At 59.3% G+C, this 15480-nt stretch carries 14 protein-coding genes; 8 read left to right on the plus strand and 6 right to left on the minus strand.

The window, feature by feature from the left end:
* Positions 1–143: 143 nt before the first annotated feature.
* Positions 144–578, plus strand: coding sequence for a YkgJ family cysteine cluster protein (locus tag CRN80_RS06630; RefSeq protein ID WP_003187815.1), 435 nt, complete (start codon positions 144–146; stop codon positions 576–578).
* A 195-nt stretch (positions 579–773) separates the two neighbouring features.
* Here the strand turns inward: CRN80_RS06630 and typA are convergent, their stop codons facing one another.
* Positions 774–2594, minus strand: coding sequence for a translational GTPase TypA (gene typA, locus CRN80_RS06635; RefSeq protein ID WP_003187814.1), 1821 nt, complete (start codon positions 2592–2594; stop codon positions 774–776).
* A 139-nt stretch (positions 2595–2733) separates the two neighbouring features.
* A complete protein-coding gene (thiI, locus tag CRN80_RS06640; RefSeq protein WP_032894010.1) occupies positions 2734–4188 on the minus strand; it encodes a tRNA uracil 4-sulfurtransferase ThiI in 1455 nt (484 codons plus the stop codon).
* A 334-nt stretch (positions 4189–4522) separates the two neighbouring features.
* Here thiI and glnA point away from each other — a divergent pair, with 334 nt between their 5' ends.
* The 4 genes from glnA to ntrC all read left to right on the plus strand — a co-directional run bounded on the left by glnA (position 4523) and on the right by ntrC (position 9544).
* Entirely contained in the window at positions 4523–5929 is a 1407-nt protein-coding gene (gene glnA, locus CRN80_RS06650) for a type I glutamate--ammonia ligase (protein WP_003187811.1), read from the plus strand.
* Between the two features lie 198 nt (positions 5930–6127).
* Positions 6128–6664, plus strand: coding sequence for a chorismate mutase (locus CRN80_RS06655; RefSeq protein ID WP_032894012.1), 537 nt, complete (start codon positions 6128–6130; stop codon positions 6662–6664).
* Positions 6665–7025: 361 nt separating this feature from the next.
* Entirely contained in the window at positions 7026–8111 is a 1086-nt protein-coding gene (glnL, locus tag CRN80_RS06660) for a nitrogen regulation protein NR(II) (protein ID WP_014716523.1), read from the plus strand.
* Positions 8108–9544 (plus strand): nitrogen regulation protein NR(I), encoded by a 1437-nt coding sequence (gene ntrC, locus CRN80_RS06665; protein ID WP_003187806.1) that lies wholly within the window; start codon positions 8108–8110, stop codon positions 9542–9544. The genes glnL and ntrC overlap by 4 nt, the downstream gene beginning before the upstream one ends.
* A gap of 445 nt (positions 9545–9989) precedes the next feature.
* Here ntrC and CRN80_RS06675 read toward each other — a convergent pair whose 3' ends face one another.
* Positions 9990–10430, minus strand: coding sequence for a hypothetical protein (locus CRN80_RS06675; RefSeq protein ID WP_098949796.1), 441 nt, complete (start codon positions 10428–10430; stop codon positions 9990–9992).
* On the opposite strand from CRN80_RS06675, the gene CRN80_RS06680 reads away from it, so the two are divergent.
* Positions 10429–10884 (plus strand): tRNA (cytidine(34)-2'-O)-methyltransferase, encoded by a 456-nt coding sequence (locus CRN80_RS06680; protein ID WP_003171120.1) that lies wholly within the window; start codon positions 10429–10431, stop codon positions 10882–10884. The genes CRN80_RS06675 and CRN80_RS06680 overlap by 2 nt on opposite strands.
* Before the next feature lie 172 nt (positions 10885–11056).
* On the opposite strand, the gene secB is transcribed toward CRN80_RS06680, so the two are convergent.
* The 3 genes from secB to CRN80_RS06695 are packed head-to-tail and all read right to left on the minus strand — an operon-like array spanning position 11057 to position 12247.
* Positions 11057–11536 carry a protein-export chaperone SecB gene (gene secB, locus CRN80_RS06685; protein WP_032894017.1) on the minus strand — a complete coding sequence of 160 codons (480 nt, stop codon included), beginning with the start codon at positions 11534–11536 and terminating at the stop codon, positions 11057–11059.
* 41 nt (positions 11537–11577) lie between these two features.
* Positions 11578–11832 (minus strand): glutaredoxin 3, encoded by a 255-nt coding sequence (gene grxC / locus CRN80_RS06690; protein ID WP_003187797.1) that lies wholly within the window; start codon positions 11830–11832, stop codon positions 11578–11580.
* 1 nt (position 11833) lies between these two features.
* Positions 11834–12247, minus strand: a complete 414-nt coding sequence (locus tag CRN80_RS06695) for a rhodanese-like domain-containing protein (RefSeq protein WP_098949797.1) — start codon at positions 12245–12247, stop codon at positions 11834–11836.
* Between the two features lie 151 nt (positions 12248–12398).
* Here CRN80_RS06695 and gpmI point away from each other — a divergent pair, with 151 nt between their 5' ends.
* Positions 12399–13925, plus strand: coding sequence for a 2,3-bisphosphoglycerate-independent phosphoglycerate mutase (gpmI, locus tag CRN80_RS06700; RefSeq protein ID WP_032894022.1), 1527 nt, complete (start codon positions 12399–12401; stop codon positions 13923–13925).
* A gap of 258 nt (positions 13926–14183) precedes the next feature.
* Entirely contained in the window at positions 14184–15479 is a 1296-nt protein-coding gene (locus CRN80_RS06705) for a murein hydrolase activator EnvC (protein WP_003187792.1), read from the plus strand.
* Position 15480 lies beyond the last annotated feature (1 nt).

Raw genomic sequence — 15480 nt, forward strand, 5'->3', positions numbered from 1 at the left:
GTCTGTGGCTGAATTTGATGCAGGGGTCGTGCCCGATCAGGCCCTGGCCAAACCTTTGAGCTGAAACCTGCAAAATATTGTTCAAAAAACCACCAATCCCGGTATGATCGCGCGCCCGGATAACGCCCCACCTTGGAACCTTGATGAAGCCTCAACTGATCGCCGCCGCGGAACTCGACCGTCTAGAGACCTGGCAGAAATACTCCGCCCATATGTGCGGTGGTTGCGTGTCCAGCTGCTGCACGCTGCCGGTGGAGGTGAAGATCAAGGACCTGATCCGCATTGGCATCGTCGATGAGTTCGAGCGCGGCGATCCGCCGAAGAACATCGCCAAGCGTTTGCAGAAAGAAGGCATCGTCGAGCGGTACAACAACAAGTCCGAAATTTTCACCCTGCAGCGCATGAGCAACAACGACTGCCTGTACCTGGATCGTAAGACGCGCTTTTGCACTATTTATGACAAACGCCCGGATACCTGCCGCAACCACCCGAAAATCGGGCCGCGGCCGGGGTATTGTGCGTACAAGCCCAAGGAAGTGGTGCGCGAGACCAACTTCAAGACCCTCGACAAGTTCTGATCCGGATTTTGTAGTGCCCTCAAGGGCCTCATCGCAGGCAAGCCAGCTCCCACATTTGAATGTATTCACAGATCCAAAATGTGGGAGCCGGGCTTGCCCGCGATGAGGCCGGCACAGTCACCACAAAACCTGCGGGCATAAAAAAACGCCCCCGGCCTTTCGACCGGGGGCGTTTTTCATTCAGCCTGAGTTAACTCAGTTCTTGGCTTTCTTGGCAGCGCGGGTACGCTCGCCTTCGTCCAGGATCTTCTTACGCAGGCGGATCGACTTAGGCGTGACTTCGCACAGCTCGTCGTCCTGGATGAATTCCAGGGCCTGTTCCAGGGTGAAGCGAACAGGTGGAACCAGAGCGATGGTTTCGTCTTTGCCCGAAGCACGCATGTTGTCGAGCTTCTTGCCTTTGGTTGGGTTGACGCCCATGTCGTTGTCACGGCTGTTCAGACCAACGATCTGGCCGTTGTAGATCTCTTGACCGTGTTCAACGAACAGCTTGCCACGCGCCTGGAGGGTTTCCAGGGAGTAGGTCAGCGCCTTGCCGGTTTCTACCGATACCAGAACACCGTTCTGACGGCCGGACATGTCGCCGGACTTCATGGTGTCGTAGCGATCGAAGATCGAGGTCAGGATGCCAGCACCGTTGGTCAGGGTCAGGAACTGGTTACGGAAACCGATCAGACCGCGAGCAGGGATGTTGTATTCCAGACGCACACGGCCTTTGCCATCCGGCACCATGTTGGTCAGGTCGCCCTTACGCAGGCCCATCTCTTCCATGACCTTGCCCTGGGATTCTTCAGGGGTGTCGATGGTGACGTTTTCGAACGGTTCCTGCTTCACGCCGTCAACCTGACGGATGATCACTTCCGGACGACCAACACCCATTTCGAAGCCTTCGCGACGCATGGTTTCGATCAGTACCGAGAGGTGCAGCTCACCACGGCCGGAGACCTTGAACTTGTCAGCCGAGTCGCCTTCTTCAACGCGCAGAGCAACGTTGTACAGCAGCTCTTTGTCCAGACGCTCCTTGATGTTACGGGAGGTCACGAACTTGCCTTCTTTACCGCAGAAAGGCGAGTCGTTTACTTGGAAGGTCATGGAAACGGTTGGCTCGTCAACGGTCAGAGGCTTCATCGCCTCGACGTTGTCCGGCTGGCACAGGGTGTCGGAGATGAACAGCGAGTCCATACCGCTCACGCAGACGATGTCGCCAGCGAAAGCTTCTTCAACGTCTACACGGTGCAGACCGTGGTGACCCATCAGCTTCAGGATACGACCGTTACGCTTCTTGCCGTCAGCGCCGATAGCGACAACCGGGGTGTTCGGCTTGACGCTACCACGAGCGATACGGCCAACGCCGATAACACCCAGGAAGCTGTTGTAGTCCAGTGCCGAGATTTGCATCTGGAACGGGCCTTCACGGTCAACTTTCGGTGCTGGTACGTTGTCGACGATCGACTGGTACAGCGGAGTCATGTCTTCAGCCATGTCGGTGTGGTCAAGACCAGCAATACCGTTCAGGGCCGAGGCGTAGATGACTTGGAAGTCCAGCTGTTCTTCGGTAGCACCCAGGTTGTCGAACAGGTCGAAGATCTGGTCCAGAACCCAGTCCGGACGCGCGCCTGGACGGTCAACCTTGTTGATGCACACGATCGGACGCAGGCCGGCTTCGAAAGCCTTCTTGGTCACGAAACGGGTTTGCGGCATAGGGCCGTCTTGAGCGTCAACCAGCAGCAGAACGGAGTCAACCATCGACATTACGCGTTCTACTTCGCCGCCGAAGTCGGCGTGGCCCGGGGTATCCACGATGTTGATGTGGTAGCCGTTCCAGTTGATAGCGGTGTTTTTTGCCAGGATGGTAATACCGCGCTCTTTTTCCTGGTCGTTGGAGTCCATCACGCGCTCGTCGTTGAGCTCGTTGCGCTCCAGGGTGCCGGATTGACGCAGGAGTTTGTCTACCAGGGTGGTTTTACCATGGTCAACGTGAGCAATGATGGCGATGTTACGTAGATTTTCGATCACTTGTGTATCTCGATCAGAGGATTCGGTGTGCTGACAGGTCGTGGCAGCGATTAACAGTAGAGTCAGGCCTTGCCGTTACAGCTTGACGGCAGAGTCGGGGGGCCGGTGACGCAGGCCACAGGCAAACAGCCCCGGGCTCTTAGCTCGGTCGATAAACGCGCACATTGGCATGCCCCTCACTGAGCAAATGGTGGGCATGCAGGCGACTCATCACGCCTTTGTCGCAATACAACAGGTACTGACGGCTGTTATCCAGTTCCTTGAAACGCGCGTTCAGTGCGTAGAACGGCAGCGTTTGCACGTCGATGCCAGCGATTTCCAGCGGCTCATCCTCAGCGGCATCCGGGTGACGGATGTCGATGACGATCTGGCCGGCCAGGGCTTCGCTGACTTCTTCGATTTTTACATCCTGGCCCAACTCGTCGATCACCCGATCGATTGGGACCAGCTTGGCGTTCTCGAGCGCACGCTCCAGAATCGCCATGTCGAATTCTTTCTCTTCATGCTCCACGCGGTGACGCTTGGCGTGAGTCTTGGGGTTCACCGAAATGACCCCGCAGTATTCAGGCATATGCTTGGCAAAGTCGGCGGTGCCGATTTGCTCTGCCAGGTCGATGATGTCCTGCTTGTGGCTGGCGATCAGCGGGCGTAGCACCAGCTTCTCGGTCACGCAGTCAATGATCGACAAGTTAGGCAGCGTCTGGCTGGAAACCTGGGAAATCGCTTCGCCGGTCACCAGGGCGTCGATCTGCAATTGATCGGCGATTCTGGACGCAGCGCGCAACATCATACGCTTCAATACTACGCCCATATGACTGTTATCGACTTTGCCGAGAATTTCGCCCAGCACTTCCTCGAACGGTACGCTTACAAATAGCACGCGTTGGGAGCTGCCGTATTTCTTCCAGATAAAGTGAGCGACTTCCATCACGCCCAATTCATGTGCACGCCCGCCCAGGTTGAAGAAGCAGAAGTGGCTCATCAGGCCGCGACGCATGATCTGGTAGGCCGCCACCGTGGAATCGAAACCGCCGGACATCAATACCAGGGTCTGTTCCAGGGCGCCCAGCGGGTAGCCGCCGATGCTGTTGTGCTGGCTGTGGATCACAAACAACCGTTGGTCGCGAATTTCCATGCGCACTTCAATTTGTGGCGCTTTCAGGGAAATTCCAGCGGCACCGCACTCGCGACGCAGCTTGCTGCCGACGTATTTCTCGACGTCCATGGAGCTGAACGGATGCTTGCCGGCACGCTTGCAACGCACCGAAAAAATCTTGCCTTCAAGCGCACTGCCGTAGTGCTGCTTGCACTTTTCGGTGATGTCGTCGAAGTCGCCCAGCGGGTACTCATCCACCTGCAGGAAATGCGCGATGCCCGGCATGCAGCTCAGGCGCTCGGTCATGTCCTTCAAGGCTTTGGCGTCGGTAATGCGGGTTTCCAGCTCGAGGTTGTCCCACACGCCGTTCACCACCACAGCCGGGTCCAGGTCACGGAGCACGGCACGGATGTTCTTGGCCAACTGACGGATGAAACGCGTCCGTACCGGTCGGCTCTTGATGGTGATCTCGGGGAAGACTTTAACGATTAATTTCATGGAAACAGCGCGCGCCGGGCCTGCTGAAAAAGGGGGGCGCGGATTATAGCGGAAATCGCTCAAGGTTTAACCAGTTAATATGCATTGCACATGCAACGCACCAAAACGGGTCATTTACCCAAATAAACGCTACATTGCAGTGCGCGATTTATGCCGTTTTTGCCGATTGCACCGTTATAGGGGCCATTTTGAGGCAAAACGGCCATGTTGGCGCACTGGCATGCAATTTGCTCTCTTGTGAGGCAGGTTGCCTTGGCGGAGTATCCGCGCCGGCATCACCCAAATTCTAAGGGCTAACTCCACTACCCAAGCCCGAAGCCACCCGGAGGACACCATGTCGAAGTCGGTTCAACTCATCAAAGATCATGACGTTAAATGGATTGATCTGCGCTTCACGGACACAAAAGGCACTCAGCACCACGTGACCATGCCGGCTCGCGATGCGCTGGAAGATGACTTCTTCGAAGTCGGCAAGATGTTCGACGGTTCCTCCATCGCCGGCTGGAAAGGCATCGAAGCCTCCGACATGATCCTGCTGCCTGACGACAGCACAGCCGTACTCGACCCGTTCACCGAAGAGCCAACCCTGATCCTGGTGTGCGACATCATCGAACCTTCGACCATGCAAGGCTATGACCGCGACCCACGCGCCATCGCCCACCGTGCCGAGGAATACCTGAAGTCCACCGGTATCGGCGACACCGCATTCTTCGGCCCTGAGCCAGAGTTCTTCATCTTCGACTCGGTGAAGTTCAAATCCGATATCTCCGGCTCCATGTTCAAGATTTTCTCCGAGCAAGGCTCGTGGATGTCCGACCAGGACGTGGAAGGCGGCAACAAAGGCCACCGTCCAGGCGTGAAAGGCGGCTACTTCCCAGTACCACCGTTCGACTTCGACCACGAAATCCGTACCTCCATGTGCAACGCACTGGAAGAAATGGGCCAGACCGTTGAAGTTCACCACCACGAAGTGGCGACTGCCGGCCAGAACGAAATCGGCGTGAAATTCAACACGCTGGTGAAGAAGGCTGACGAAGTTCAAACCCTGAAATACTGCGTGCACAACGTTGCCGATGCCTATGGCCGCACCGCTACCTTCATGCCTAAGCCGCTGTACGGCGATAACGGCTCGGGCATGCACGTTCACGTATCGATTTCCAAAGACGGCAAGAACACCTTCGCTGGCGAAGGCTATGCCGGCCTGTCCGATACCGCCCTGTACTTCATCGGCGGCATCATCAAGCACGGTAAGGCCCTGAACGGCTTCACCAACCCGTCGACCAACTCCTACAAGCGTCTGGTCCCAGGTTTTGAAGCGCCGGTGATGCTGGCCTACTCGGCACGCAACCGCTCTGCCTCGATCCGTATTCCTTACGTCAACAGCCCTAAAGGCCGTCGTATCGAAGCACGCTTCCCGGACCCGGCTGCCAACCCTTACCTGGCCTTCGCCGCCCTGATGATGGCCGGCCTGGACGGTATCCAGAACAAGATCCACCCTGGCGACGCCGCCGACAAAAACTTGTACGACCTGCCGCCTGAAGAGGCCAAAGAGATCCCACAAGTGTGCGGCAGCCTGAAAGAAGCCCTGGAAGAGCTGGACAAGGGCCGTGCGTTCCTGACCAAAGGCGGCGTTTTCAGCGACGACTTCATCGACGCTTACATCGCCCTGAAAAGCGAAGAAGAAATCAAAGTACGCACCTTCGTACACCCACTGGAATACGAGCTGTACTACAGCTGCTGATCCGGTAGCGCTGCTTAAGGTAGCGTGATGAAAAAGGCCTCCTTCGGGAGGTCTTTTTTTTGCCTGAGATTATTCACCGCACTTCCTGTAGGAGCGAGCTTGCTCGCGAAAAACGCCAAGACACCGCATTTTTTTCAACATTGACGCGTTATCGTTAGCGACCTTCGCGAGCAAGCTCGCTCCTACAGAGGATCGCCCTTGAAACATCGACTCGTCTTTGCCCTGCTATTGGCCAGTGCCACAGCAAACGCCGCGCCGCCTACGCTCGACCCCTTGCTCAACAGCATCGCCGAACGCCTGGAGATTGCCGACCAGGTAGCACTGAGCAAATGGGACAGCCACAAGCCCGTGGAGGACAAGAAGCGCGAACAAGAGGTGATCGCCAGCGTCACTGCCCAGGCGCAGAGCTACAAGCTGGACCCGACCGCTGCCGAGCAGTTCTTCGCCGCCCAGATCGAAGCCAACAAACTGGTGCAATACACCCACCTGTCGGATTGGCAGTTCCAGGGCAAGGCGCCCGACGACCCGCGCCCGGACTTGGTCCAGCAGATCCGCCCGCGATTGGACGAGCTGCAAAAAAGGCTGCTGCAGCAGTTGGCCGACTTCACACCCCTGCGCACCGACCCCAAATGCCCCCAATGGCTCGCCGAGGCCGTGCACGAACCGCTGAACGATCCGCTGCGCCAACTGGCGATGATCCGCGCCACCGCCGAGCTGTGCATTTACAAAAACTAGTGCCTGCAAACCCAATTAAAAATGTGGGAGCTGGCTTGCCTGCGATAGCGGTGTTGAATCCGCCACCGCTATCGCAGGCAAGCCAGCTCCCACACTGACTGCGATTTGCCTTAAATCTTCAGTTGCTGAACAACCTTCATAAAACCGCACTATATTGGTGCGATAGCCTGCACCCTTCTCAATTGCCCAGCCCATTTTGGTTCGAAACTTCCCGTTCAAGCTGGCAGAACGCCACAGTTTCGCGCCTGAACCCCTTATTTCAGGGCATTAGCGCTTCTTTTCGGAGCCTTGGTTTGGTTTTTGCATTTTCCTTGTATCAGCGTGTGCCTCAAGCCCGCGCCTTGCTCCAAAAGAGGTCCCGATGACCATCAGCGATGCACTGCACCGTTTGTTACTCGACAACCTGACCACCGCGACCATCCTGCTCAATGCCGACCTGCGCCTTGAGTACATGAACCCGGCGGCGGAGATGCTCCTGGCCATCAGCGGCCAGCGCAGCCATGGGCAGTTCATCAGCGAATTGTTCACCGAGTCGGCCGAAGCCTTGAGTTCTTTGCGCCAGGCCGTGGAGCAGGCACACCCGTTCACCAAGCGCGAAGCGATGCTCACCGCGCTGACCGGGCAGACGCTGACCGTCGATTACGCCGTGACGCCGATCCTGAGCAATGGCGCGACCCTGCTGCTGCTCGAAGTCCACCCCCGCGACCGCCTGCTGCGCATCACCAAGGAGGAAGCGCAGCTGTCCAAGCAGGAAACCAGCAAAATGCTGGTGCGCGGCCTCGCCCATGAGATCAAGAACCCGCTGGGCGGTATTCGCGGCGCGGCACAGTTGTTGTCCCGCGAGCTGCCGGACGAGCACCTCAAGGACTACACCAACGTCATCATCGAGGAAGCCGACCGCCTGCGTAACCTGGTCGACCGCATGCTGGGCTCCAACAAGCTGCCGTCCCTGGCGATGACCAACGTGCATGAGGTGCTGGAGCGCGTGTGCCAACTGGTCGAGGCCGAAAGCCAGGGCTGCATCACCTTGGTGCGCGACTACGACCCAAGCATTCCCGACGTGTTGATCGACCGCGAGCAGATGATCCAGGCGGTACTCAATATCGTGCGCAACGCCATGCAGGCCATCAGCAGCCAGAACGAGCTGCGCCTGGGCCGCATCAGCCTGCGTACCCGCGCTCTGCGCCAGTTCACCATCGGCCATGTGCGCCATCGCCTGGTGACCAAGGTCGAGATCATCGACAACGGCCCCGGCATTCCTGCGGAGCTGCAGGAAACCATCTTCTTTCCCATGGTCAGCGGCCGCCCGGACGGTACCGGGCTGGGCCTGGCCATTACCCAGAACATCATCAGCCAGCACCAGGGCCTGATCGAATGTGAGAGCCACCCTGGCCACACCACGTTCTCGATCTTCCTGCCATTGGAACAAGGAGCCCCCACGACATGAGCCGTAGTGAAACTGTCTGGATCGTCGACGACGACCGTTCTATCCGCTGGGTCCTCGAAAAAGCCTTGCAACAAGAAGGCATGACCACCCAGAGCTTCGACAGCGCCGATGGGGTGATGAGCCGCCTGGCACGCCAGCAGCCGGACGTGATCATTTCCGACATTCGCATGCCTGGCGCCAGTGGCCTGGACTTGCTGGCGCGCATTCGCGAGCAGCACCCACGTTTGCCGGTGATCATCATGACCGCCCACTCGGACCTGGACAGCGCTGTCGCGTCTTATCAGGGCGGCGCCTTTGAATACCTGCCCAAGCCATTCGACGTGGATGAGGCGGTGGCGCTGGTCAAGCGCGCCAACCAGCATGCCCAGGAACAACAGAACCAGGAAGCCCCGCCGACCCTGACCCGCACCCCGGAAATCATCGGGGAAGCGCCGGCGATGCAGGAAGTGTTTCGCGCCATCGGGCGCTTGAGCCACTCCAACATCACCGTGCTGATCAACGGCGAATCCGGGACCGGTAAAGAACTGGTGGCCCATGCCCTGCACCGCCACAGCCCACGGGCGGCCTCGCCGTTCATCGCGCTGAACATGGCGGCGATCCCCAAGGACTTGATGGAGTCCGAGCTGTTCGGCCATGAAAAAGGCGCGTTCACCGGCGCGGCCAACCTGCGTCGAGGGCGCTTTGAACAGGCGGACGGCGGCACGCTGTTCCTCGACGAAATCGGCGACATGCCTGCCGATACCCAGACTCGCTTGCTGCGCGTGCTGGCTGACGGCGAGTTCTACCGCGTGGGCGGGCATACGCCGGTCAAGGTGGATGTGCGCATCATCGCGGCCACCCACCAGAATCTGGAAACCCTGGTGCATGCGGGTAAATTCCGTGAGGACTTGTTCCACCGCCTCAACGTGATCCGCATCCACATCCCGCGCATGTCGGACCGTCGCGAAGACATCCCCACCCTCGCCCGCCACTTCCTCAGCCGCGCCGCCCTGGAGCTGGCCGTGGAGCCCAAGCTGCTCAAGAGCGAGACCGAGGAATACCTCAAGAACCTGCCGTGGCCCGGCAACGTGCGCCAGTTGGAGAACACCTGCCGCTGGATCACCGTGATGGCGTCCGGGCGCGAAGTGCACATCAGCGACCTGCCGCCGGAGCTGCTGAGTCTGCCGCAGGACTCGGCCCCCGTGACCAACTGGGAACAGGCGCTGCGCCAATGGGCTGACCAGGCCCTGGCACGCGGCCAGTCGAACCTGCTGGACAGCGCCGTGCCGGCGTTCGAGCGGATCATGATCGAGACTGCGTTGAAGCACACTGCCGGCCGTCGTCGCGATGCCGCCGTGCTGCTGGGTTGGGGGCGTAATACCCTGACGCGCAAGATCAAGGAATTGGGGATGAAGGTGGATGGTGGGGATGATGACGAGGGTGATGAGGCCTGAATCCCAAGACCGCTGAAGGTCTAGTGTGGGAGCCGGGCTTGCCCGCGATGGCGGTGTGTCAGTCACCCAATCTAGGGCTGACACACCGCCATCGCAGGCAAGCCAGCTCCCACATTTGTTTTGTGCAATGCCTGCAGACTGTGCACCGCTTCAATGCACGATGAACCGGCATTGAGCACAGACCCGAAACCTCACAGAGCGCTTTTGCTACGACGTTCATAACCGCAGCACCTACCAAAGCCCCGTATTCCGGGGCCTTGCGCTTTTTGGCATTTTTTTCAAGCAGCAATTGCAAGTTTTGGCACGCCCCCTGCAATACCCCTTGTACTACTCAGTTTCGGGGACCTTGGTACAGGCAGGCCGAGAATCCCCTCTTTAACACCGAAGCCTCAGGCTTCACCCCGTTTTGGGAGCCCTGGTACAGGCAGGCCGGGAACTCCCTCTTTTATTGCTCGTGGAGATGGATCTCCAGCCGCCAGCGGCCATCGACCTCTGCACCGCTCCACTCCCCACGCAACGGCCGGGCCGCTACCAGGTTCAGCAGTAAGCCAGCATCGGTCTTGCGTATGCGCCAATTCACGTCCTTGTCATTGACCTTGAGCTGCCCGCTGGCTGCCTTGCCCTGGGCGTCAAACAGCAACGCCACGGTGCCGTCGATATGCTCGCCGTGCAGCTTGGGTTCATTGTTGAACCACACCACCAAACCATCCGCCGCAGGTTCTACCTGCTGCAGCTCAAGCGGCTCGGGGGTGGTCAAGCGGCCGATCATCAAGCCAATCATCAAGCCGACAATCGCCAATGAGCCCAACACCCTCGGCAATAGCTTCGGTCTCGGGTCGTCTTCGGGGGTAGAATGCAGCGCATCTTTGCCTTCGGAGCCGTGCATGTTTCACGTCATCCTTTTTCAACCAGAAATTCCGCCGAATACCGGCAACGTTATCAGGCTGTGCGCCAACAGTGGCTGCCACCTGCATTTGATCGAGCCTTTAGGCTTTGACATGGACGACAAGCGCCTGCGCCGTGCCGGGCTGGACTACCACGAGTACGCCACCCTCAAGCGCCATGCCGACCTCGCCAGCTGCCTGGAGAGCCTGGGCCACCCACGGCTGTTCGCGTTCACCACCAAGGGCTCGCGGCCGTTTCATGATGCCAGCTTTGCCGAGGGCGACGCGTTCCTGTTCGGCCCCGAGAGCCGAGGCCTGCCGGCCGAGGTGCTTGACGCATTGCCCGATGGCCATCGCCTGCGCTTGCCGATGCGTGAAGGCTGCCGCAGCCTGAACCTGTCCAACACCGTGGCCGTCGCCGTCTATGAAGGCTGGCGCCAACTGGGCTTCAAGTAACCCCCATTCTCCCTGTAGGAGCGAGCTTGCTCGCGAAAAACCAACAGGCAATGTGGGCTACCTGATAGCGCTGCGTCATCGTTGACGCTCTTCGCGAGCAAGCTCGCTCCTACAGGCGTGAGCAGTACATAAAAAAAGCGCCTGTGATGGCGCTTTTTTATACATCGAAGGCTTACTGAACCGTTGGCGCGCCTTCCTGTTGCATGCGCTGCAGCTCTTGGGCGTACAGGGCATCGAAGTTCACCGGCGCCAGCATCAGTGCCGGGAACGAGCCACGGGTGACCAGGCTGTCCAGGGTCTCACGGGCATACGGGAACAGGATGTTCGGGCAGAACGCGCCCAGGGTGTGGCTCATGGACGCTTCGTCCAGGCCCTGGATCAGGAAGATACCGGCCTGTTGCACTTCAGCGATGAAAGCAACTTCTTCACCATTCTTGACGGTGACCGACAGGGTCAGCACCACTTCGTGGAAGTCACCTTCCAGGGATTTCTGACGAGTGTTCAGGTCCAGCGCAACGCTTGGGGTCCATTCCTGACGGAAGATGGCCGGGCTTTTTGGCGCTTCGAACGACAGGTCACGCACATAGATCCGCTGCAGCGAGAACTGTGGGCCTTGAGCTTCTGCTGCTTCGGTGTTCTGTTGATCAGTCATCGCAGATCCTTCTTTATCTTGGGTTCTTAAGGGTTTAGGAGTCAGACGGACAGCAGCGCATCAAGTTTACCGGCGCGCTCCAGGGCAAACAGGTCGTCGCAACCACCGATGTGCCGGGTGCCGATCCAGATCTGCGGGACCGACGTGCGGCCAGCCTTCTGGGCCATTTCGGCGCGCACCTGGGGCTTGCCATCGACCTTGATCTCTTCGAAGGCAACGCCCTTTTTCTCAAGCAAGGCCTTGGCCCGCATGCAGTAAGGGCACCAATCGCTGGAATACACGACAACCTGGCTCATATCACTTCACCAACGGCAGGTTATCGCCACGCCAGCTGCTGATACCACCGGACAGCTTGGCGGCGGTGAAGCCGGTCTTGAGCATCTCGCGGGCGTGGGCGCCGGAGTGCTGGCCCTGGGCATCGACCAGGATGATGGTCTTGGCCTTGTGCTTTTCCAGTTCGCCCAGGCGCGCCATCAGCTTGTCCTGGGGAATGTTCAGGGCGCCCACGATATGGCCGGCGGCATAATCCTTGGCCGGGCGAATATCGACGACGACGGCCTCATCCTTGTTGACCAGCGCGGTCAGCTCCGACGTGCTCAGGCTGCGACCACCGCGGCTCAGTTCATGAGCGATCAGCAGCGCCAGCAGGATGACGAAGGCGCCCACAAGCAGGTAGTGGGCAGTGGCAAATGCAATCAGGTGATCAACCATCAAGGAGGTTCCAGGGCGTTAAAATGGCGGTAAGTATACACAGCCGCCAGGGGGGGCCAACCCCCGTAAAGCGGTGACGTGGTTGGAACTTCGCTTTAAACTGCCACTCCCTTTTCAATTGTCTTCCTTTATTAGCGCCGCGAGAGGATCTATGACTACCACGCCTAAACCTTTGGTCCTGATAATTCTCGATGGCTTCGGACACAGTGAAAGCCACCACGACAACGCGGTTTACTCGGCCAATAAGCCGGTACTGGACCGTCTGACCGCCACCGTGCCCAACGGCTTGATCTCAGGTTCCGGCATGGACGTGGGCCTGCCGGACGGCCAGATGGGCAACTCGGAAGTCGGCCACATGAACCTCGGCGCCGGACGAGTGGTGTACCAGGACTTCACCCGTGTCACCAAAGCGATCCGCGATGGCGAGTTCTTCGAGAACCCGACCATCTGCGCGGCGGTCGATAAAGCCGTTGCCGCCGGCAAGGCCGTGCACTTCATGGGCCTGTTGTCGGACGGCGGCGTACACAGCCATCAGGATCACCTGGTCGCTATGGCTGAACTGGCATTCAAGCGCGGCGCTGACAAAATCTACCTGCACGCCTTCCTCGACGGCCGCGACACGCCGCCCAAAAGCGCGCAATCCTCCATCGAACTGCTGGACACCACCTTCGCTGCCCTGGGCAAAGGCCGCATCGCCAGCCTGGTGGGCCGCTACTTCGCCATGGACCGTGACAACCGTTGGGACCGGGTCTCCCAGGCCTACAACCTGATCGTCGACGGCCAGGCCGAATTCAACGCAGCCACCGCCCAGGAAGGCCTGGAAGCGGCCTATGCCCGTGGCGAGAGCGATGAATTCGTCAAGGCCACCACCATCGGCGAGCCGGTGAAGGTCGAAGATGGCGACGCAGTGGTGTTCATGAACTTCCGCGCCGACCGTGCCCGCGAGCTGAGCCATGTGTTCGTCGATGAAGGCTTCAAGGACTTCGAACGCGCTCGCCAGCCAAAGGTCGAGTTCGTCATGCTCACCCAATACGCCGCCAACATCCCGGCCCCGTCGGCTTTCGCCCCGGGCAGCCTGGAGAACGTGCTGGGAGACTACCTGGCTAAGAACGGCAAGACCCAGCTGCGCATCGCCGAAACCGAGAAATACGCCCACGTGACGTTCTTCTTCTCCGGTGGCCGCGAAGAGCCGTTCCCTGGCGAAGAGCGCATCCTGATCCCGTCGCCAAAAGTCGCGACCTACGACCTGCAGCCGGAAATGAGCGCACCGGAAGTCACCGACAAGATCGTCGACGCCATTGAAAACCAGCGCTATGACGTAATCGTGGTCAACTACGCCAACGGCGACATGGTTGGCCACAGCGGCAACCTGGAAGCGGCGGTCAAGGCGGTTGAATGCCTGGACCTGTGCGTTGGCCGCATCGTCGACGCGCTGGATAAAGTCGGCGGCGAAGCGCTGATCACCGCCGACCACGGCAACTGCGAGCAGATGTCCGACGAATCCACCGGCCAGGCGCACACCGCGCACACCACCGAGCCGGTGCCGTTCATCTATGTCGGCAAACGTGACCTGAAAGTGCGTGAAGGTGGCGTGCTGGCGGATGTGGCGCCGACCATGCTGAAACTGATGGGGCTGGAGCAGCCGAAGGAGATGACCGGGACCTCGATCCTGATCTGATCCAAAGTACGCCACAAAACAGTGTGGGAGCGGGCTTGCCCGCGATAGCGGCTAATCAGTCGACATCTATGTCGCTGACCCACCGCAATCGCGGGCAAGCCCGCTCCCACATTGGTTTTGTGGTGTTTGGTAGATGTCTTTTCGCCATACCATCGCCACTCGGCGCCTATCTTGCCCGCCAGCCCCAATTGGGCGTTTTTTTTGCAGCGCTTGGCGGGCATACTAGGCCGTCCTTTTCCCCTGGTGTCGCCCGCCTCTATGCTTCGCGCCTTGATAACCCTTGCTCTTGTCTGCCTGCTCCAACCGGCGTTTGCCGATGAGCGTGCACAAACCCAACAACAGTTGGACGCTACGCGTCAGGACATTACCGAGCTGAAAAAGCTGCTCGGCAAGCTCCAGGAAGAAAAATCCGGGGTGCAGAAAGACCTGCGCGGCACGGAAACCGAGATGGGCAAGCTGGAGAAGCAGGTCCAGGAGCTGCAAAAAGAACTAAAGAAGAGCGAGTCGGAACTGGAGCGACTCGACGCTGAGAAAAAAAAACTCCAGAGCGCACGCGTTGAACAGCAACGTCTGATCGCGATCCAGGCCCGTGCCGCCTACCAGAGCGGCCGCCAGGAGTACCTCAAGCTGCTGCTCAACCAGCAGAACCCGGAAAAATTCGCCCGCACCCTCACCTATTACGATTACCTGAGCCAGGCGCGCCTGGCGCAATTGAAGGGGTTTAACGAAACCCTGCGCCAATTGGCCAATGTCGAACAGGAAATCGCCGACCAGCAATCCCAGCTGCTCGACCAGAAAACCGCCCTGGACACCCAGCGCGACCAGCTCGATAAAGTACGCAAGGAACGCCAGCAGGCCCTGGCCAAGCTCAACAGCGACGTAAAAGCCCGCGACGCCAAGTTGCAGGCCCGCGAGCAGGATCAGGCCGACCTGGCCAAAGTGCTCAAGACCATCGAAGAAACCCTGGCCCGCCAGGCACGCGAGGCCGAAGAAGCGCGGCAAAAAGCGCTGATCGCCCAGCAGGAAGCCGAAAAAAAGCGTCAGCGTGAGGCCGAACTGGCTGCCACCACCGACGCTCCAGCCCCGCGCAAACCGGCGCGTGCAGCGCCTGGCCCGCTGGTTTCCAGCAGTGGCGAGTCGTTCGGCGGCCCTTTTGCTTCAGCGCGCGGCAAACTTCCATGGCCGGTTGATGGTCGATTACTGGCACGCTTTGGGGAAACCCGTGGCGATGACACCCGTGCCAAGTGGGATGGCGTGATGATCAGCGCCTCTGCCGGCAGCCAGGTCCACGCCGTGCACGGTGGGCGCGTGGTGTTTGCCGATTGGTTGCGGGGCGCCGGTTTGCTGGTGATTCTTGACCACGGTAATGGCTATTTGAGCCTTTACGGCCACAATCAGACATTACTCAAGTCGGCAGGTGATGTTGTAAAAGCCGGTGAATCCATCTCCACTGTCGGTAACAGTGGTGGCCAGGACACCCCGGCGCTGTACTTCGCTATTCGTCAGCAGGGCCGCCCGAGCGACCCTGCACAATGGTGCCGGTCCCAAGGATAGG

The organism is Pseudomonas sp. FDAARGOS_380, assembly GCF_002591235.1.
Taxonomy (GTDB): Bacteria; Pseudomonadota; Gammaproteobacteria; order Pseudomonadales; family Pseudomonadaceae; genus Aquipseudomonas; species Aquipseudomonas salmasensis.